The sequence below is a fragment of the Mesorhizobium sp. M0761 genome, assembly GCF_040320205.1.
In the GTDB taxonomy this organism is placed as follows: domain Bacteria; phylum Pseudomonadota; class Alphaproteobacteria; order Rhizobiales; family Rhizobiaceae; genus Mesorhizobium.
Genome location: NZ_JAMYPF010000001.1, coordinates 267,688 through 286,614, shown reverse-complemented (window position 1 = coordinate 286,614; position 18,927 = coordinate 267,688). Strand labels below are relative to the sequence as shown.

Below are 18,927 nucleotides of genomic sequence, written 5' to 3'. Positions count from 1 at the left end.
CGGAGTTTTGCGATGAGAAAAGTTGTCTACGTCATAGCGTGCGCGCTTGGCATGGCTATGTCAGCCGAGGCGGCGCCGATCCCGCTTGAGCGCGGCGTCGGCGTCCATGAATGGCTCAACTGGTCGCCGGTGGAGAAAGATGGTTCCTACAAATGGCCGCCCTATCGCAGCGAGAAGGAATGGCTTGCGGGCGGCAGGCCGCTCACCGATTGGCCGGACGGCGACCAGTTTGATCGCATTCGATCCATGGGCTTCGACTTTGTCCGGCTGAGTGTCGACCCTGGCCCTCTGCTTGCCAGCGAGGGCGCCAAACGACAACAGGCGCTGGACATGCTTGCCGCTGCGGTGCAGCGGGTCGTTTCAAGCGGGCTCAAGGTGGTTTTCGATCTGCATGGCGTCAGCCAGGTTCCGGCCTACAGCATGGAAATGATCTATGGCGGGGCCGACAGCGAGGGTGTTGCCCGCTATCGCAAAATGGTAGTGGCGGTGGCTGCCATGCTGATCAAAATTGGCGCCGACAAGGTCGCCCTCGAGCCCTATAACGAGCCCGCCTACTACCCGTGCGATTCAAGCGGCAGCGATGACTGGCAGCGGATCATGGCAGGCACGGTTCGCGATATTCGCGCCGTCAGCAGCGAACTCACCATCGTCGCGACCGGCGCCTGCGGCGGGAGCATCGCGGGACTGGTCAACCTGGACCCCAACTTCGACGACCCCAACGTCTATTACAGCTTCCACATGTATGATCCGCACAGCTTCACGCACCAGCGGGCCGATGACAAGAACGCTTTCTCCTCCGGCCTTCCCTGGCCTGCCGACGCCAGCACGCCCGAAGTGGTCGCCGAAACCCTCAAGGCGCAGATGGACGCCGCCGGCTTGAGCCAGATCGAAGAGGTGATGAACATGGCCTCGGCGCGTGAAACGATCGCCCGATACTTTGAGCAGAATTGGGGGCAGAGCCAGCTCGAAGCGGGTTTCCGTCAGGCGGTCGACTGGGCTGAAGCCCATGGCATAGCGAGCCGACGCCTGTTCGTGGGCGAATTCGGCGTTATCTTGATGTCTGCGGATGGCCGCATGGGAGCTTTCGATGCTGATCGCCTGCGCTATCTCATGGCAGTGCGCAGAGAGGCGGAACGCTTCGCGATGCCGTGGTCGGCCTGGGAATTCTCCAATCCTTACGGAATGAGTGTTATCCAACCCAAGGGGCCTGCGATCCCGGACCGGGAGATGTTGCGGGCACTGGGCCTGCCATAACTCGTCATCGCGTCAGGATCGGCTCGAGCGGTCTGCGTGGTTGCTGGCGATCAATCGCGTGAAACCCAAGGACTGTCGTCTCCAGTTGCAGCCGAGAGAGCCTGATCGAACCAAATCAGGCTCAGTTTTAAAATCACTCCACCGAGCAGCTATTTAATATATTCGCTGTAGATTGGTGTCCTCAATCATACGCAAACAAGGGAAAGAGGGCCAAGGGAAAGAATGTGCGGAATTGCCGGCTGGATTGGGCGCAGGGTCGAGAAGCCACAAGATCGGGTCGCCGGGATGTCGAATGCCTTGCAGCATCGTGGTCCCGATGCCGAAGGCATCGAACTCCTGGACCTGAATACAGGCGAGGACCAGTTGGCATTGGTGCATCGCCGCCTGGCGATTATTGACTTAAACGCCGATTCAAATCAGCCGATGCAGACCGAGGACGGACGGCTCCGGATTATTTTCAACGGCGAAATATACAACTACATCGAGCTGCGTGAGGAGTTGATCGGTCTCGGTCACCGTTTTCGCACACGCTCCGACACGGAAGTGCTGCTCAGGGCTTATGACCAGTGGCGCCTGGCCATGTTCGACCGATTGAGCGGGATGTTCGCTTTTGCGCTGTGGGACGCTCAACGGCGCGAATTGATCCTCGCTCGCGACCCCTTTGGAAAAAAACCCCTTTACCTCATGCAAGGCAGAAATTTGCTGTCGTTTGCCTCGGAGATCAGCGCGTTGTTGTCTGCGCAGCCAGATGGCCAGCAGCTCGATCTGGATGGAGTGCGCGAGTATCTGACCTGGCGTTACGTGCCTGGACCGCGGACGCTTTTTAAACAGATCCGCAAGCTCAACCCGGGAAGCTACGCTGTGTGGTCGCAAGGGGAAGTAACGGAAACGCGCTATTATGCGCCCCCGGATCAGACCGATCTGACAGCGGATATCGATCCAGGAACCGCCGAGCGACGATTTCTGGAATTGCTCGACCGTTCTGTCGAGATCAGGATGCGCAGTGATGCGCCGTTTGGCGCCTTTCTGTCCGGGGGGCTCGACTCGTCGGCAATCGTTGCCCTGATGACCAGGCACAGCGACAACCCGATTCGTACGTTTTCGGTCGGTTTCAGCGAACAGGCTTACAGCGAGCTTCCATTCGCCCGGCGCGTCGCCGATCATTTCAAGACCGATCATTGCGAAATCGTCATCCAGGCGGATGACCTGATGAATCATCTGCCCAAGATGGTCCGCCATCGGGGGGCACCTGTTTCACAAAGTACGGACATTCCAATTTACCTGATGTCGGTTCGAGCCTCGCGGGACGTCAAGATGGTGCTTACGGGCGAAGGGGCGGACGAGATTCTCGGCGGCTACCCCAAACATCGCGCAGAGTCTCTGGCGGGTGTCTACCGGTCACTTGTTCCAGCGTCGCTTCACAACAATCTCCTCGCCCCTTTGATGCGCGCATTGCCCGGCGCATCGGCCAAGTTCGACATATTTGCCCGAAGCGCGGGTGAACGGGACTTTGCAACCCGGATGATCTCCTGGTTTGGAGCCATGACGGCGCGGGAACGCGATTCGCTCCTCGGTGGGTTGGCCACTTGCGGCCATGACCGCAACGATTTCCCGTTCTCTTCGAGTGTGACGGAATCCCATCTGCGCCGTGTGTTGTTTTTTGATCAGACATCGTGGTTGCCCGACAACCTCTTGGAACGGGGCGACCGGATGATGATGGCCGGTTCAATCGAGGGGCGAATGCCATTCCTTGATCGCGATCTGGTTTCCTTCGTCAGCCAGCTGCCCGATCGTTACAGGCTCGGTCTCCTGGGCAGCAAACAGATCCTGCGCGACTGCATGGCCGGCATGGTTCCCGACGAGGCCCTCAACCGGCCAAAGATCGGCTTCAAGGTGCCCGTCGCCGAATGGTTCCGCGGGTCGATGAGCGATTATGTACGAGACCATCTGTGTTCGTCCCATTCGGTCATCCGTAGCTATTTGGGCGCCAAGAAGCTGGACCAGATTGTCACGGAGCACGCCGAGCGCGCCGCGGACCACGAAAAACTGATATGGGCGCTTTTGAACCTGGAGATATTCCACCGCGAATTCGCGCTTGGCCCGCCGCAGTGACGACAATGAAGGACAGCGTCAGCGCTTGACCGATCGCGCCTCGGACGCGACCGATCTCCAGACATCGCAGATCGCGTCGACAAACGGTGCAAGCTCAAGCCTTTCCCGGTGCACCGCCATGGCGGCGGCGCCAAGCCGCGCGCGCAGCGCCGTATCCTCGACCAGCCGAGTTAACGCCTCGGTCAACGCCGCCACATCGCCGGGCGGCACCAACAGACCGGATTGTTCGTGGGTGATGATGTCCTCGACCGCGCCAACCGGGGTGGCCACGACAGCCAGGCCGGCCGCCATGCCTTCGATCACCGACATTGGCAGATTTTCGGCGAACGAGGGGAGCACCAGAATATCGGCCGAAGCGATCAGTGATGCGACCTCGTCAGGTCCCACCCAGCCCGGAAAAGCAATACGGTCGGCAATCCCTAGAGCGACCGACCTCGCTCGTGCCGGCTCGACCTCACCATCGCCGGCGATCGTGGCACGCCAACCCCTGAGATGTTTCATCCGCTCCAGCGCCTCGCCCAACTGCGGCACGCCCTTTCGCTCGCCGATGCGGCCGAGGAACAGGATGTGCACGTGATCGCCTCCGCCGACATGCGCCAGGGAAGGAACTGCCGTGGCGTTGGGAACGATGACAATATTGCCGCCGTTCGCCGGTGCCCGGCTGGCGACGAAATCGCGCCAAAGCCCCCCCAGGACAATCACCCGGCCGGCATGCTCGAACAGAGCCCTGATACGGCGGCTCATGAAACTATGATCATCTTTCCAGAATGTCTGATACTGCGCCCCATGCAGATGAAGGACATATGGTATCGACAACAGCCTGGCGCAGGCGGCGATCATCATCTTGCGATAGGTGCTGCCGGAGACCGATATATTGATGTGAATGACGTCGGCGCGTCTGTCGAGGCGGGCCGCAAGCATCCGCGCGCAAAAACCAAGCATGTAGAAGATCGAAAGCCCGACATGTCCCGGGCCACGGCTGGAAAGAAAGCGCAGATCGATGTCGGCGATCTCTTGCCGTTCGAACTCCTGCTTCAGCGCCCCCATGATCCGGTCGATGCCGCCTTGTCCCGAAACGCCCGAGGGCGTTGCGACCAAGACATGTATTTTTCTATTGTGGGCGAGACGCTGCAACATGACACCATTTGGATTGCGGATGCCGGGTGACCCTAAAGCAAACGTTCCAAAAAAGGTTTACGACAAATCTTTTGGTTCAAACTGTATCCGTTCACCCTTTGCCGTCATCATGCTGGAATTCCCGTCGGTCAACGATTAATCGACGGCAAATTTTCCGGGAACAACCCTTTGCTGCTCCGTTCCACACTCATCTATGGCCCAGCTATTCTGCTGACGCGGGTTTCCGCTCTGCTCCTGCTGGTCGTCATGACGCGGCTGATCGACCAGACGGAGTATGGCCTGCTGACCCTGGTGGTCACCGTGGGCGAAATGACGGATGTTGCCGTTACCAACTGGCTGCGCATTGCCTTGTTGCGGCTTGGCGGAAAAGGCGACGTCAGCCGTGGCAGCCTGATGCTTGCCGGACAGGTATTGCTTGTCACCACGGTGCTGGCCCTGATCATATCCGTGATCGCCTCGGCGGTGATCGTGCCGGAGCGCTGGATCGAATTTGCAATCGCCGTCTGCAGCTATCTGATTGCCGGCTCCATCAGCCGGTTCGCGTTGACGGTGCTGCAAATGCAGCAGCGTCATTCCCTCTATTCGATGCTTGAATATCTGCGCGGCCTGCTGCAACTCGCCTTGCCGATCGCCGCCATCCTTATCTTCCAACGCTCGTTTCTGACGGTATCGCTCGGCTCGAGCCTCGCCGTGCTGATTGCCGGCATCGTGGCGTGCGTGGTGGCATCCGGGCGCGTTATTGGCGGCCCGCCGCGCTTCACCCACAAGGAGTTTTTTGCCCTCGGCGTGCCCCTGGTCATCATGGCGCTGGTCGGTTTCGGTCTCAACAGCGCTGAACGCGTCTTCCTCAAGCTCTACTACGATGCCGGCGCGGTGGCCGTCTTCGCAGCCGCCTACGCATTGGCTCGGCAGCCGATCGATATGGTCGCCAACGCAATCAACATGGGCGCATTTCCAGAAGTGGTCAGCCGCTTCGACGAAGAGGGATCCGAGGCGTCCGGGCGGTTGTTGTCGCAACTCATGGCCTTGATGATACGCCTTTGCCTGCCGGTCGCAGCAATGCTTATCGCGCTCAGCGGCGACATCACGCGACTCCTGCTGCCCGCGGAATATCATGGTCGCTTCGGCCTGCTGTTCCCGATCATCGCCTTCAGCGTTCTTTGTGCCAATCTCACAAGCTTCGTTTATGGCGTCGTGGTGCACGCACATAAGCGGCCGTGGTTGCTGATCATCGCCAATTCCTTCGGCTCGGTGGCAACGATTTCACTGTCTTTTCTATTGATTCCCACCATGGCGGAGGTTGGCGCGGCGTTGGCGTTGGCGGGCGGATCGCTGGCAGGTCTTGCAGCCTGCATCGTCATCGCCGAGAGGCTCACGCCGGTGCCGGTGCCCTGGCGCGACATCGCTGTCTCAATCATAATTTCTATCTGCACCGGATTGGCCGCCAGCCTCGCCAGCACTGCGCTGGGCTATATGCCGGCGATCTTTCCGCTCGCGGCGGGCGGCGTCGCCGGCGCTGCGGCTTTCCTGGGACTGACCTGGTTGTTTCACCCCGCGGCCGTGACGCAGTTCATCGGCAAGCTAAGGGCACGGCTCCGGATCGCATAAATCCCGCGCTATGAGGCATGCTTGTCTGAAAGTCGCGAGCTTACGGATTGACGTTTCGGCGTCCCCGGCGAGACCAGAACTCACGCCACAGCAGCAGTGCATAGGCGGTGTTGGTATCGTAGTAGCGGCGCCACAAGCGTCGCGGCTCCTGCGCCACGCGGAACAGCCACTCCAGGCCGGCCGCCTGAACCAGTTTCGGTGCCCGGGCGACCTTTCCACCATAGACGTCGAAGCTGCCGCCCACGCCCATGACGAAACTCGGAGCGAGTACGTCGCGATAGCGCTTGAGAAAGCGCTCCTTGCTCGGCGTCGGCATCGCCACAAACAGGCAGTCGGCACCTGAAGCGTTGATGGCCTCGACGATCGCGGCCTCTTCCTCCGCCTTGAAATACCCATTGCGCCGGCCGGCAATGGCCAGGCTCGGATGATCTCTGGCAAGTCGGCTTTCAACAGCGTCGAGAATGTGCTGTTCAGCGCCCAAAAGGTAGGGGCGATAGCCACGCTTGGCGCACAGCGCAAGCAGGTTGATCATGACGTCGACGCCGGTCACACGCTCCGGCAACTCGACGCCGCAGAGCCGCGCGCCCCAAAGCACGCCTTTGCCGTCGACATTGACCATATCCGCCCCGACGACATCCTCGCGCAGTTCGGCATTCTTGCGCATGTTCACAAGCTTGGCGACGTTCACGACAACATGATGAAGCGGTCGCCGCGTCGCCATCGCCTCGTCTGCGATGGCCAGCGTCTCGGCCATGGTCAGCGCATGGATGGTCGCACCGAGAAACTCGCGGCGGCGTGATGCCAATAGAGAGTGTTGCGCCCATGCCGGGTCATGCGAGTTCATGCCGCTTCTCCGGTGCGAGCGAGAGACTGCGAGCGTTCCATTTCGGATTTCTTGCCTTCGATGCGGGCGTCGGGCTTGCGCGCCTTGCGCCAGGTCCACAGGCCCCGTGTGTCGACGAGCTTCTTGTCCTTGAGCGCTTCGGGATCGATCAGATTGAATTGTCGATGGTCGACCAGCAGGACGACGATATCGGATTGGTCAATAGCGGAAAGTGCATCGGTGAACATGACGCCGCTGCCCTCGAGCTCGTGTGGCAACTGACGCGCATTGGGCTCGGCAGCGACGATCTTGATATTGGGAATCTTGGACAGAAGCTTAACAACCTCGACAGCCGGGCTCTCGCGCATATCGTCGATATTGGGTTTGAAGCTGAGGCCAAGACAGGCGATCGTCTGCTTGCGGGTCGGGTCGAGCAATGCCTCGATGTCCCTGACCACCGACAAGGGTCGCTCGGAATTGATGCGCCGTGCCGAACTGATCAGCCGCGTATTGTTCGGTGCGGCGTCGATGATAAAATACGGATCGATCGCAATGCAGTGGCCGCCCACGCCCGGGCTCGGCTGCAGGATGTTCACGCGAGGATGCCGGTTGGCGAGATCGATTACCTCCCAGACGTTGAGCGACAGATCCTGGCACACCGCCGCAAGCTCATTGGCGAAGGCGATATTGACATCGCGGAACGCATTTTCAGTCAGCTTAACCAGTTCCGCGCTTTCGGCCTGGGTTATGAACAGGTCGCCGGCGACGAAGCTTGAATAGAGTGCCGCTGTCCGCTCCGAAGACTTTCGGGACAGTCCGCCGATCGAGCGATCATTGTTGATCAGCTCGGTCAGCACCTTTCCCGGCAGCACGCGCTCGGGAGAGTAGGCGACCAGGACGTCAGCTTCCTCGCCATGCGCAACGGGAAATTTGAGATCGGGTCGCAGTTCCGCGAGCAGCGCTGTCATGACGCGCGTCGTGCCGACCGGCGATGTTGATTCCAGCACCACCAGGTCGTCCCGTTTTAGCACCGGAGCGATGCTTCGCGCTGCCGCAAGCACGTAGCTGACATCCGGCTTGCGGTCCGGGGTGATCGGAGTTGGAACGGCAATAATATAGGCATCGGCCGGCTGAGGCGTGCTGAATGCCTTGAGCTTGCCATTGGCGACGACTTTCTGGATCAAACCATCCAGGTCCGGTTCGATGATGTGGATTTCGCCGCGGTTGACCTTCGCGACCACCGCCGCATTGATATCGACACCGATGACTTCGAGTCCGCGGCTGGCAAAAATGGCGCAGGTCGGCAGGCCGATATAGCCCATGCCGATAACGGAAACGGTTTTGATTTCAGCCATGATTCAGCAATTCCTCAACGATCCGGGTCGCAGCTTGGCCATCGCCGTATGGGTTGTGCCTCTCCGCCATGCCGCGATAGACGCTCTCATCATCGAGCAGGCTATTGGCATTGGCCAGAATTTTTTCGATATCGGTACCGACCAGCCGGGCAGTACCAGCGGCGATCCCTTCGGGTCGCTCCGTGTTTTCCCGCATCACCAGCACCGGCTTGCCGAGTGAAGGCGCCTCTTCCTGCACGCCGCCGCTGTCGGTCAACACCAGGTAGCTCTGTTTCTGCAGGTACAGGAACGGCAAATAGTCCTGCGGGTCGATCAGGTGGATGTTCGGCACCGTCCCGATTTCGGCGTCGACCACGGAGCGCACATTCGGGTTGGGATGGACCGGGTAGATGATCTGCACATCCCTGCGCGCCGACAATGCCTTCAGCGCGGTGCAGATCCTCTGGATGCCGCCATCGAAATTCTCACGGCGATGACCGGTGACGAGGATCATTTTCTTGGTCGGATCGATGAAGGGGAAACGAGCGGCGAGCTTGGCGTTCATCAGCTTGTCGGCATCGATCTCGCTGGAGAAATGCAGCAGCGTGTCGATCACGGTATTGCCGGTTACGAAGATGGTGTTCGCAGCCTTTCCTTCGGCGATGAGATTGTCGCGCGCCACGGTGGTCGGCGCAAAATGCCAAGTGGCGATGTTGCCGGCAATCTTGCGGTTCAGTTCCTCCGGAAAGGGAGAGTTGATGTTGTGGCTGCGCAATCCCGCCTCGATATGGGCAACCGGAATCCGCTTGTAGAAGGCAGCTAGAGCCGCGGTCATCGCGGTGGTTGTGTCGCCCTGGACGATGACGATGTCCGGCTTCGCCTTCTCCAGCACCCCCGCCATTCCGAGGAGCACGCGCGAGGTCACGTCGAACAACGTCTGACCTGGCTGCATGATGTTGAGATCGTAGTGCACCGGCAGGCCCGTCAATTCAATGACCTGATCGACCATCTCGCGATGCTGGCCCGTCACACATATTTCCGTGGTAAAGCCTGGATGGGCGAGCGCGGCGCGCGCCACCGGAAAACATTTGAGCGCCTCCGGCCTCGTGCCGAACACGATCAGCAGTTTTCGCCTTGAGGGCAATCTCGGATGTGAAACGGCGTTCATGGTTGACCCTGGTCACCGAAAGCGTGGGCGCCCGGCTGACATGTGCTTTCAGCCTAACAATAGCGCCCTGAACCGCCTTCGTGTTCAAAAAAATTAACGTATGATTAACGCTAGAGTCCGCAGCCCCCCTTGGGCAACCCTTGCCAGGAACTGTGGGGAAAGATACCAGAGCAAGCCATTTTTGCTTTAACGAGAATAACTTGGGTTGACTAATATTTTAATCATCGGCCACGCCGTCGGATCCCGGCGCTGGGAAAATGAGCTTTTTATGCGGTTGGATGCGGCAGGTTACGTGGTCTCGAGTTGCCACGCGCCGGCGCCGGCGCCAACCGCTCGGGGGCTGGACACTGTCTTGGCGATCGAGAGCCGGCGTTTCGGTCCCTCGCTGGCGGGCCGGTCCGAGCCGTTGCCGCCCATCGATCGCGGCCCTCCGGACCTCGTCATAGATCTCACTGCCAGCGCAACGGGGCAAGACGCGCCAGTCCTGAGGCTCGAATTTTGCGGTCGCAACAGCTTTCCAGCCGGCGTTGCCGCAATGTTGGCGAGCGGACAATTGCCTGAACTTGGCGCTCGCCTCGATGGCGTTGTCGTGGCCCAGGCTAGACCGATGCTGGCAGACAGGCTCTGGCTATCCCGAAGCTGCAACGACCTGCTCGCCGGCGCCATGTCGCTGATCATGCAAACCGTCGCCCGCTTCTTTGCGGGCAAGCTTGTGCCGGTAAGCGACAACCCGGTGCCGATCCTGAAGAACGACAGTTTTGTTCGACACTATGTGCCCTTTTTTGGCAGGGCTTTGATCGATCGCGCCGTGCAAAAAATCAGGCGGGGACGACGCCCCTTCTATTGGCAGGTTGCCTATCGGGTGATCGACGGACCAGGCATCGCCGAAACCGGGCAACTCGACGGCAAACCGTTCACAGTCCTGCCGGACGATGGCCAACGCTTCTATGCCGACCCGTTCGTCTTCGAGGCCGACCGCCGCCATCATCTGTTTGTCGAGGAATTCCCCTACGCGACGAGTCGCGGCGTGATTTCCGTCGCCGAGCTCGGTGACGATGGCACTTTCGGTGTTCCAAGGGTTGTATTGGAGGAAGCGCACCACCTGTCGTATCCGCAGGTGTTCGCACACGATGGCGAGATTTTCATGATCCCCGAAAGTGGTTCGGCTCGCGAACTTGTGCTCTATCGCGCCGCGCAGTTTCCCGACCGCTGGGTCCGCGACACGGTGCTGATGGCGGACAGGGATTTCAACGACGCGACGCTGCTCGAATCCGACGGTCGCTTCTGGCTGGTTGGAACGGAGCGGTTCGGCTACGGCAGCGCGTCGGACACGATGGCGGTCTATTGCGCGCCCTCGCTGCGCGGGCCATGGGTCGCCCATCCGCTCAATCCCATTGCCGTCGATCATTCGGCCACCCGGCCGGGCGGCGCCTTTATCCGCCAGGACGATGCCCTGGTGCTGCCGGTGCAGAACGGATCGAGGGCCTATGGCGGTGGTCTGGGGCTGATGCAGCTTGAGCGACTCGACGCGTCCGATGTCCGCTTCGCCTCGCCCCGGCCGATCGGCGCGGGTCCGGCATGGGCACGCACGGGCATTCATACGCTTAACCGCGCCGGCAATGTCGAGGTCGTGGACAGCGCGGGCTGACTGAAGCGCTGAAAGCCGTGACCGTCCCGTTGCTTGGCCTGCTTATTTGTTCTCCGTGGCAATATGAGGAAGCGGTGTGTTTCTCGTCTTCCTTTTGCCGTTCAGGGTCTGAAGAATCGGCTTCTCGATCATCTGGTAAATCACCAGACTGACGAGGCAGGCTGCCACGATGCTGACCACCGACACCAACAATACCGTTGTCGGATGCTCGTATCCGACGGTGCGTCTGGCCAGGTACGCCACAGCGCCGATCACGAAGATATGCGACAGATAAAGCGCGTAGGAAGCGTCGCCCAACTGCTCGAGAAGGCTCCAGTGCTTGAGTTTCGGCTCCAGAATGAGGCTGAGATGAAGTAGGCCCGCCGCCCACATTGCTTGTCCCGCGAAGCTGATCTGACCCAAGAGCGGCGTACCGTCATCGACGAATGAAAGCACCCCGCCCGCAGCGGTCATTACGCCGAATATCCAAGCATGGCGTATGTCGGAAGTGAAATCACCGTCCAAATAGCGCCGCCCTATCCACATACCGATGACGAATGCCACCGGAGAAGGGTTGAGATAGAACTGGATAACAGGGTTGGTGGGAGCCAGCCACAGCCCGGCTATCCACATCGCAATGAAAAAGACCGTCAGCACAAATACGCGCGAGGTCACGGACAGGAATGCGAACACCGCAAAAGCGATATAGAAAAATACCTCGTAATTGAGCGTCCAGCCGAGTGAGAGGATTGGACTGGCGCTATCCCGTCCAGGCGCTTCGTGAACAATGAAGAGGAGCGACTGAAGATAGTGGGGCCACGTAAAGACGGTCTTCTGGAAGAGACTTGGCGCGAGCGCCGCCAGAACCGCGGCGAGGCTGGTGAAAAGCCAGTAAAGGGGGATGATCCGGATTGCTCGGCGTTTCAGGAAGGTGGCAGCGGAAAACGGACCATCTCCCGTAATATGGACCATTATGAAACCGCTGATGACAAAGAACAGAACGACGCCCAGGCGGCCCGCCGTCACAATAATCAGATTGTCCACGCCAATCTGATAGGAAAAGGCGTGTGCGAACAGAACCAGCAAGGCGGCGCAGGCGCGAAGATACTGAATCGAATAGAACTTCTTCACCTTGATCTCCTGCGCTTTGCCGGTGCCTGATGCCATTGTGCCGTCCACAGGCAGCGCGTCGGGCGCCGTGCAATGCATCGCCATCAATACGACCGGCCAATTAAGTGTGGGTTACCGAGTTCACGAATAGCGTAAATCCGGCTGCCGATGCATGTCGCGCAAGTGCATTGCGTGCATTCGTTCCCACGCGGCGCACTTTGGTGAGATTTCAATGAGCGGTGTCCGGCTTTTCGGCAAAGCTGACATGTGGCGGCCCATGCCCGGCATCGCCACTGTTAAGATCGGGTTATCCATATTCCTTTACGTTCGTGCAGGAAAATGTACCCGGGGGCGCGTTCGTCCCCTGCCATCTCAATCGCAAGCCGCAACGCTGGTCGGATAATCGTGAGTGTCACCCCCACAGAGCAACAGTTCGTGACCGCGCAGGCCAGCCGCCAAGACGCCCTCACACTCCTGTTCTTTCTCCTCGCGGCCTTCGCTTTCCTGCTCCGCTCGACCATCTCTCCGCAGTTGATGAATATGGTGATGTCCTATTCGACGGAGGGGGGGTCGTTTCCCGAAAAGCTGCATATCGGGACCTATGCCATCTTTCTGCTGCTTGTCGTCATCGCCACGACCCGGCCAATTCGGCTCGAAGGCGATGAAGTCAGGCTGTTCAAGGCGACATTGTTATATTCGCTGCTGCTGTTGTGGCTGGTGCCTTATCTCTTCGTGATAGGCCGTGCCGGCTCGGCCGGCTTCATAATCGATTCCTATCTGGTCTCTTGTGCCGCGGCGATGATCATGCTTGCCTTGGGTGACCATGTGCGCAGGGCGCTTGGCAATGTCATCGTCGGCATGATCGTCCTCAGCGCCATCATCGGAACGATCGAGGCCGTCACCCAGCATCGATTCCTGCCCTATCCCCTCGTTGAGCTGGACTTTCGGCCGATCGGACTGTCGGCCCATCCGCTGGCGCTGGGCGCGCTTTGCACCACCGCCATAGGTTTCGTTGCATTGACGCGGTGGCGTATCTGGGTGTGCGCGCTTTGCATCTTCATTCTCTTCATCGGCACGGCCGCTTCGGGCGCGCGCACCGCCCTGCTGCTCGCTTGCGGCGAGATCCTGTTCCTGCTCGTGTTCCTGCCTTGGCCGGACTTGTCACCCAGACATCAACGCCAGGCCAAACTCCTGGTGCTGATGCTGACGCTGGCCGGTGGCGCCATACTGATTGCGATACTCTTTTCGGCGGGGCTGCTGAACCGCTTCAGCAACACGCTCTTTGATCAAAATTACGACGCGCGCGTCAAGATCTACGATGTATTCAAGTTCGTTGAATGGAGGGACATCCTGCTTGGCATGAATCCCAACGAGTTGTTGAAGATCGTCAACGAAAAGCTCAACCTCCCCTTCATCGAAAGCACGCCGGTCGTTCTTACGCTTTTGTTTGGCCTGCCGATCGCCTTGCTCTTCGCGTTTGCTTTCTTCCGGTTCCTTTTCAAGCTCCTGCGCAATACGCCTCGGGCCGCCCATATCGCAGCGGCCGCGTCCATTCTCGCGGCATTGTCAAACAATGCCCTCTCTTCGAAGGCGCCGGATATCATGCTGCTCGTCATCTTGTTGCTCGCTTATCGAAAGCCGGATGGGCGCCAAACCGGCACGCCCCTTCAAGGCCAACCAGCATCAACAGCGACATGACGCCAAAGCCCGTCCTTGTGGGTGCCCTCGCGACGACCTCTTGCATTTCCATTTGAAACGCCTGCACGCTTTGCCAGGCTACGACGGGCGTGGCAGAATACCGACCAAGGGTGGATAGATCGCTGTTCCAGAACGCGCCTGACACGCCTGGAAAATGAAATATTAACGATGTTTCCGTAAAGCAGGCTGTGCGTATTGAATATTAAAGGGTTAGCATGATGTCCGCCGCTTCCGGTCCTCCTCCAACCGCGGCCGCCGCCGGCATTAGCCCCTATGAACGGATCGAAAATGCGCGGCGCGCCAGCAGGCCAAAGCCGCAACAAACCGCGCCGATCATGGCACATGCGGCGGCACCCGCTGTAACGTCGGCCCCTGTAACGTCGGCCCCTGTGTCGCCTGCACCCGTGGCGCCGCCTGTAGCCGAGCCCGTCACGACGGTGACGCTCAACAAGATCGGAACCTTTCTCGAACTCGATTTCGGGCGTCTGTTTGTCTGGCTGCGCGCCGGCCTCGCTCTGGTATGCCTGCTGGCAATCGTCGGCGGGATCATCGGCGGTGCCTACGCTCTGCTGAGCAAGCAGCGCTACACCGTGACCACGGACATCCTCATCAATCCCGCCAATCTTCAGGTTGTTCCGAATGATCTTTACCCGCAATCGGCCCAGGTCGATGGACAGCTGCTCAGCGCGCGCAGCAAAGAGCGCATCTTGACCTCGGGCAGCGTGCTTTCACGTGTTGTAGACGATCTTGCCCTGGCCAGTGACCCGGAGTTCTTCGACGCGGACCGTAGCCGCACAGGGACGGACGGCGCCAAACCCGATCCAAAGCTTACCGCCCTGAAGAACCTGGCGGAACGGGTTAGCAGCATCGCGGATGAAAAGTCGTTTGTCACGACCTTGATGGTATCGGCGGAAACCCCCGCTAAGGCGATCCTGATTTCGCAGGATATCGTCAAGACTTTCCAGGAAGAGCTGGCCAGCGCCGAGGCTTCCGGCGCCAGCCGTGCCGCGGCCGCGCTGGACGGGCGGCTGGGCCAGCTCAAGAGCGATGTGCAGGCGGCCGAAGAGAAGGTCGAGGCCTATAGGCGCAGCCACAATCTGGCCACCAGCAATGGGCAGCTTGTTTCCTCGCAAACCATGACCCAGCTCAACGGCCAGATCGTGGAGACGCAATCGCGCGTTATCGCCGCGCAGGCAAGTTACGACGCCCTGCTTGCCGCCGGCGCAAGCGGCACCAATTCCGGTCCCGCCACGTCGGAGGCGCTTGTGGCGCTGCGCGCAACGGCCAACGGCCTGCGCCAGCAGATCGATTCGCAGTCGATGACCTTTGGCCCCCGTCATCCGTCGATCGTCAGGCTTAAGACGGAGTACAACACGGTCAGCGCGCAACTCAGCGCCGAATACGCGCGCACCCTGCGCCTGGCGAAGGTCAATCTCGATGCCGCCAAAACCTCGTCGGCCTCCCTCAATGCCAAGATGAATGACTTGAAGGGCAACGTGTTCTCGGATAGCGATTCCGAGGTCGCCTTGCGTGAGCTTGAACGTGACGCCGCATCGAAGACGGCTATCTATGAGAGCTTCCTGTCGCGGGCACGCCAGATAACCGAGCGCGAACAGATCGACAGCACCAATGTGCAGGTGATTTCCACCGCAGTGCCGCCAAAGGGCCGTTCATGGCCCCCGCGCACCGTCGTGATGATCGGCCTGGGGGCCATTGGCGGCATCATCCTCGGCATGTTGCTCGCCATTACCCTGGGTATCGTGCGCGACATGCGGCTTCCGCCGAACCGCCCGGATGTCGTTGCCAGCCGCGCCTGAAATGGCGAAGCGGATTGTCTTTCACATTGCCAGCCTCAGGGGCGGCGGCGCCGAGCGTGTGTTCGTCCTGATAGCGAACGAGCTGGCATCGCGCGGCCACAACGTCACGCTTTTTACCTGGAACGCGCAGGGGCCCAATGCCGCCCTGCTTTCGCCTGCCGTGCATCTGGTCGATTTCGGCCTTCCCATTCGCGGCGAGGGTTATGGCAAGTGGGCGACATTGAAAGGCATCGTGCGAAGCGCGGGCCTGCTTGGCCGCCTTTCTCCCGACGCGATCTACAGCGCCCCGGAATTCGCCAATCTGGTCGTGGCGCTGGCGCTTTCCCTCGCGCGAAGCAGGGCGCGGTTCTTCCCGAGTTTCCACGCCGCCGCCTCACTGCCTTCCGGCAGCCTTGGCGCGAAAATGGCGGTCTGGCTTTCGGCCCTGGTTGCAGCCCGCGCCACCAGGGCCATCGCGGTTTCTGAGGGTGTCGGCGGCGATCTTGTGGCCCGAGGCTTCCCGAAATCCAAGGTCGTGGTCATCAACAACCCGCTGCCGCCGGCTGCGGCATCCCAGCAACGCTCCTACGCCTGGCAGGCAGAGCTCGCGGCGATGGGCGACGGCCCCATCATCATCACCGCCGGACGCCTAGTGCCCGTTAAGGATCATTGGACGTTGCTGCGGGCCTTCGCTGTGCTGCGCGCCGGCCGCCGGGCCCGGCTTGTCATCTTCGGCGAGGGTCCGCTGGGCGACGAGTTGCGCGCCTATGCCGAAGAATCCGGTATCGGCGCAGACGTTCTGTTTGCGGGCTATGTCAATGATCCGGCGGCCTGCTACGCCGTAGCTGACTTGTTCGTCCTATCATCGACCAGCGAGGGCTTCGGCAATGTTCTCGTCGAGGCCATGGCAGCGGGGATTCCGGTGGTCTCCACGGACGCGCCGCACGGCCCGCGCGAAATACTTGATGACGGCCGCTTCGGCGCCCTGGTGCCGGTCGGCGATGCCGCGGCCCTGGCAGTGGCGATGGCCGGAATGCTCGACCAGCCGACAACCGCCGCGATCCTGAAAAGCAGGGCGGCGGATTTCGAAATTGAAAAGATCGGAGACCGGTACGAGGCGTTGCTCTGAATTAGCGCATGGATCGGCTTGCGGCGGCACAGGAATTCGCCATTGATGGACAGGACGCCGCCAACATAGGCCGGTTACTCCCAATCCAATCATGATATTTAATATCAGTTTACCCAGAGTTGGTAACAACAGGGAACCCGCGTGTCATCCCCTCAGCATAGGGAATTTCGTTGCCGCAGCATCACAGCCCTCCTGCCGGCCGTGCAAACGATCGCAATTGGCCGCGATTGCACCGCTTCATGCGGGTTGAGCTGGAACTCGCGCCTGACGTTCTGGTGCCGCGAGCCGAAACGGAACTGCTTGGCCGGACGGCCGCGGCCATTCTTGGCGAACAGGCGCACGAAACCATCCTGATCGACATGTGCTGCGGCAGCGGCAATCTTGCCGTGGGCATCGTCAGCGAATGTCCTCGGGCTCGGGCATGGGCGGCGGACCTGACCGACAGCACGGTTTCGCTTGCCCGCCGCAATGTTGTGCGCCTCGCCCTGCAGGACAGGATCAAGGTCCGGCAAGGCGACCTATTTGCCGCGATCGAGGGTGACGGCCTCCACGGCGCTGCCGACATGGTCGTGTGCAACCCGCCCTATATTTCGTCGTCCCGTCTCGATAGCCAAAGCGCGCATCTGTTGGAGAACGAACCTCGGGAAGCTTTCGACGGCGGCCCTTACGGTATTTCGATCCTCCAAAGGCTGGTCCGGGATGCCGCAGCTTTCCTCATGCCAGGCGGATGGCTGCTGTTTGAGTTCGGCGAAGGTCAAGATCGGCAGATAGCAACCCTTTTATCGAGAACGAAATCCTACGAAACCCCAACCTTTGCCGTGAAGGCCGACGGCCAGCCCCGTGTCGCCATGGCGCGCAAACATGGTGGCCGGGTTCCCGGAACCGGGAGCCCGGCGTGAGCGTCGTCCGCGCCCTCGATCAGGCCGACCTTGCGGCCGTCGCGGGCATGTTTCAACGCATGCTGCGCAAGAAGCGGGGGCCAGCGCCGGCCTCCCTCGTCGATTACATGAGGCGGTTTTATCTGGACGCACCCGACTGGGGCAGCGGGCTCCGTTCGCTTGTCCATGTCAATGACGCCGGCCAGGTTTCCGGGTTCGTCGGCGTTCATGCGCTGCCGATGAAATTCAACGGCCGGCAGCTCTACGCTGCCATCTGCAGCTCGCTGATGGTCGAGGATCACGAGACCGATCCGATGGCCGGTGCCCGCCTGTTGAAGGCCTTCCTCGATGGTCCGCAGGACATCTCCTTCAGCGAAACCGCCAATGATACGTCCGTGAAACTGTGGACGCGGCTTCGCGGCGTGGTGCTGCCGCAATACAGCCTTGACTGGGTTCGCGTGATGCGGCCGGCGACCTTCATGCTCAGCCTTTTTGGCAATCACATGAAGCTCGCCTGGATGTTCAACCCGCTCGCCCGGATCGTCGACAGGCTCTACCTTCGCAAAATGAAGGGCAGTCAACGACGCTGGACCGGCGTCGTCGCCAACGCATCGAGCCGGGGGGCATTTCGGACCTCCGAGATCGACAGCGGCAGCTTTGCGGGGCTGCTGGAGCCGCTTTGCGCCCAATCTCCGCTACGTCCGCAGTGGGCGGAAGGTCAGCTCGACCATATTCTGGGCGATGCGGCGCAAAAGCCGGATTTCGGAGAGCTTGTCTACGTGTCGGTGGCATCGCCGAACGGCGCCAATGTCGGCGCTTTCGCCTATTACGCGCGACCGGACGGGATCGGCCGCGTGCTGCAGGTCCTCGCTCTTCCCGGCCAGGCCGGGCCGGTGATCGATTGCCTGGTCGAGCATGCCGCCCGGCGCGGTGTCTCCGGCTTGCGCGGCCGCGTCCAGCCCGCACTTCTGGAGGCCATGCTTGTAAGACGCATAGCCTTCATACCGGTCGCCTCGACCGTCGTGCATTCACGCGATCCCGAGCTTCTGGATGCCATGAAGAACGCGCAGGTCTTTCTGAACGGGCTTGCGGGCGAGCAGTGGAGCCAGTTGATCGGCGGCCGCTTCACCTGAAGCGTTCCGCCCAGAGCAATTCCAGGAAAGGGTGCGCGGTTTTCCGCCCGAATCGCGTAAAAACAAGAGCTTAGAGCGCCTCGCATGAAATCGGGTTCATGCGAGGCGCTCTAAGGTTTT

The 18,927-nt window shown here is 60.5% G+C and carries 14 protein-coding genes; 9 read left to right on the top strand and 5 right to left on the bottom strand.

The genetic code is table 11. The features are described 5' to 3' along the window. Positions 1-12 precede the first annotated feature (12 nt). Both NKI32_RS01370 and asnB read left to right on the top strand, forming a co-directional pair. Positions 13-1,254 carry a glycoside hydrolase family 5 protein gene (locus NKI32_RS01370; protein WP_031195904.1) on the top strand — a complete coding sequence of 414 codons (1,242 nt, stop codon included), beginning with the start codon at positions 13-15 and terminating at the stop codon, positions 1,252-1,254. A gap of 222 nt (positions 1,255-1,476) precedes the next feature. Beyond that, a complete protein-coding gene (gene asnB / locus NKI32_RS01365; protein ID WP_353001598.1) occupies positions 1,477-3,366 on the top strand; it encodes an asparagine synthase (glutamine-hydrolyzing) in 1,890 nt (629 codons plus the stop codon). An 18-nt stretch (positions 3,367-3,384) separates the two neighbouring features. Here asnB and NKI32_RS01360 read toward each other — a convergent pair whose 3' ends face one another. Then, positions 3,385-4,503: a glycosyltransferase family 4 protein gene (locus NKI32_RS01360; RefSeq protein ID WP_023671802.1), complete on the bottom strand. Its 1,119-nt coding sequence runs from the start codon at positions 4,501-4,503 to the stop codon at positions 3,385-3,387. 168 nt (positions 4,504-4,671) lie between these two features. Between NKI32_RS01360 and NKI32_RS01355 the strand changes: the two genes are divergently transcribed. After that, positions 4,672-6,111, top strand: a complete 1,440-nt coding sequence (locus NKI32_RS01355) for a lipopolysaccharide biosynthesis protein (RefSeq protein ID WP_352536594.1) — start codon at positions 4,672-4,674, stop codon at positions 6,109-6,111. 40 nt (positions 6,112-6,151) lie between these two features. Here NKI32_RS01355 and NKI32_RS01350 read toward each other — a convergent pair whose 3' ends face one another. Genes NKI32_RS01350 through wecB form a run of 3 tightly spaced genes read right to left on the bottom strand, consistent with a single transcriptional unit; the run spans position 6,152 to position 9,436 of the window. Beyond that, positions 6,152-6,955, bottom strand: coding sequence for a WecB/TagA/CpsF family glycosyltransferase (locus NKI32_RS01350; protein WP_023725122.1), 804 nt, complete (start codon positions 6,953-6,955; stop codon positions 6,152-6,154). Next, positions 6,952-8,289: a UDP-N-acetyl-D-mannosamine dehydrogenase gene (gene wecC, locus NKI32_RS01345; RefSeq protein WP_353001597.1), complete on the bottom strand. Its 1,338-nt coding sequence runs from the start codon at positions 8,287-8,289 to the stop codon at positions 6,952-6,954. Before wecC ends, NKI32_RS01350 begins: the two co-directional genes overlap by 4 nt. Then, positions 8,282-9,436: a non-hydrolyzing UDP-N-acetylglucosamine 2-epimerase gene (gene wecB / locus NKI32_RS01340; RefSeq protein ID WP_353001596.1), complete on the bottom strand. Its 1,155-nt coding sequence runs from the start codon at positions 9,434-9,436 to the stop codon at positions 8,282-8,284. Before wecB ends, wecC begins: the two co-directional genes overlap by 8 nt. 607 nt (positions 9,437-10,043) lie before the next feature. Here wecB and NKI32_RS01335 point away from each other — a divergent pair. Further along, positions 10,044-11,084 (top strand): glucosamine inositolphosphorylceramide transferase family protein, encoded by a 1,041-nt coding sequence (locus tag NKI32_RS01335; protein ID WP_023691692.1) that lies wholly within the window; start codon positions 10,044-10,046, stop codon positions 11,082-11,084. A gap of 42 nt (positions 11,085-11,126) precedes the next feature. Here NKI32_RS01335 and NKI32_RS01330 read toward each other — a convergent pair whose 3' ends face one another. Further along, positions 11,127-12,230 carry an acyltransferase family protein gene (locus tag NKI32_RS01330; protein ID WP_196814062.1) on the bottom strand — a complete coding sequence of 368 codons (1,104 nt, stop codon included), beginning with the start codon at positions 12,228-12,230 and terminating at the stop codon, positions 11,127-11,129. Positions 12,231-12,608: 378 nt separating this feature from the next. Here NKI32_RS01330 and NKI32_RS01325 point away from each other — a divergent pair, with 378 nt between their 5' ends. From NKI32_RS01325 to NKI32_RS01305, 5 genes are all read left to right on the top strand, one after another. Beyond that, the gene (locus NKI32_RS01325; RefSeq protein WP_023671794.1) at positions 12,609-13,871 is read left to right on the top strand and encodes a VpsF family polysaccharide biosynthesis protein; all 1,263 of its coding nucleotides are present in this window, start codon (positions 12,609-12,611) and stop codon (positions 13,869-13,871) included. Positions 13,872-14,089: 218 nt separating this feature from the next. Next, complete coding sequence (locus NKI32_RS01320; protein WP_353001593.1) at positions 14,090-15,688, top strand: GumC family protein; 1,599 nt, start codon at positions 14,090-14,092, stop codon at positions 15,686-15,688. Beyond that, entirely contained in the window at positions 15,666-16,796 is a 1,131-nt protein-coding gene (locus tag NKI32_RS01315; protein ID WP_353001591.1) for a glycosyltransferase, read from the top strand. The genes NKI32_RS01320 and NKI32_RS01315 overlap by 23 nt, the downstream gene beginning before the upstream one ends. 170 nt (positions 16,797-16,966) lie before the next feature. Then, on the top strand, positions 16,967-17,695 hold the full coding sequence (locus NKI32_RS01310; protein ID WP_502897892.1) for a N5-glutamine methyltransferase family protein: 729 nt from the start codon (positions 16,967-16,969) through the stop codon (positions 17,693-17,695). Further along, entirely contained in the window at positions 17,692-18,807 is a 1,116-nt protein-coding gene (locus NKI32_RS01305; protein WP_353001586.1) for a hypothetical protein, read from the top strand. Before NKI32_RS01310 ends, NKI32_RS01305 begins: the two co-directional genes overlap by 4 nt. Positions 18,808-18,927 lie beyond the last annotated feature (120 nt).

Coding starts and splice junctions, on each gene's coding strand:
- NKI32_RS01360 (WP_023671802.1), bottom strand. CDS start 4,503: ATGTTGCAGCGTCTCGCCCACAATAGAAAAATACATGTCTTGGTCGCA.
- NKI32_RS01315 (WP_353001591.1), top strand. CDS start 15,666: ATGTCGTTGCCAGCCGCGCCTGAAATGGCGAAGCGGATTGTCTTTCAC.
- NKI32_RS01330 (WP_196814062.1), bottom strand. CDS start 12,230: ATGGCATCAGGCACCGGCAAAGCGCAGGAGATCAAGGTGAAGAAGTTC.
- NKI32_RS01370 (WP_031195904.1), top strand. CDS start 13: ATGAGAAAAGTTGTCTACGTCATAGCGTGCGCGCTTGGCATGGCTATG.
- NKI32_RS01335 (WP_023691692.1), top strand. CDS start 10,044: ATGCTGGCAGACAGGCTCTGGCTATCCCGAAGCTGCAACGACCTGCTC.
- wecC (WP_353001597.1), bottom strand. CDS start 8,289: ATGGCTGAAATCAAAACCGTTTCCGTTATCGGCATGGGCTATATCGGC.
- NKI32_RS01320 (WP_353001593.1), top strand. CDS start 14,090: ATGTCCGCCGCTTCCGGTCCTCCTCCAACCGCGGCCGCCGCCGGCATT.
- asnB (WP_353001598.1), top strand. CDS start 1,477: ATGTGCGGAATTGCCGGCTGGATTGGGCGCAGGGTCGAGAAGCCACAA.
- NKI32_RS01350 (WP_023725122.1), bottom strand. CDS start 6,955: ATGAACTCGCATGACCCGGCATGGGCGCAACACTCTCTATTGGCATCA.
- wecB (WP_353001596.1), bottom strand. CDS start 9,436: ATGAACGCCGTTTCACATCCGAGATTGCCCTCAAGGCGAAAACTGCTG.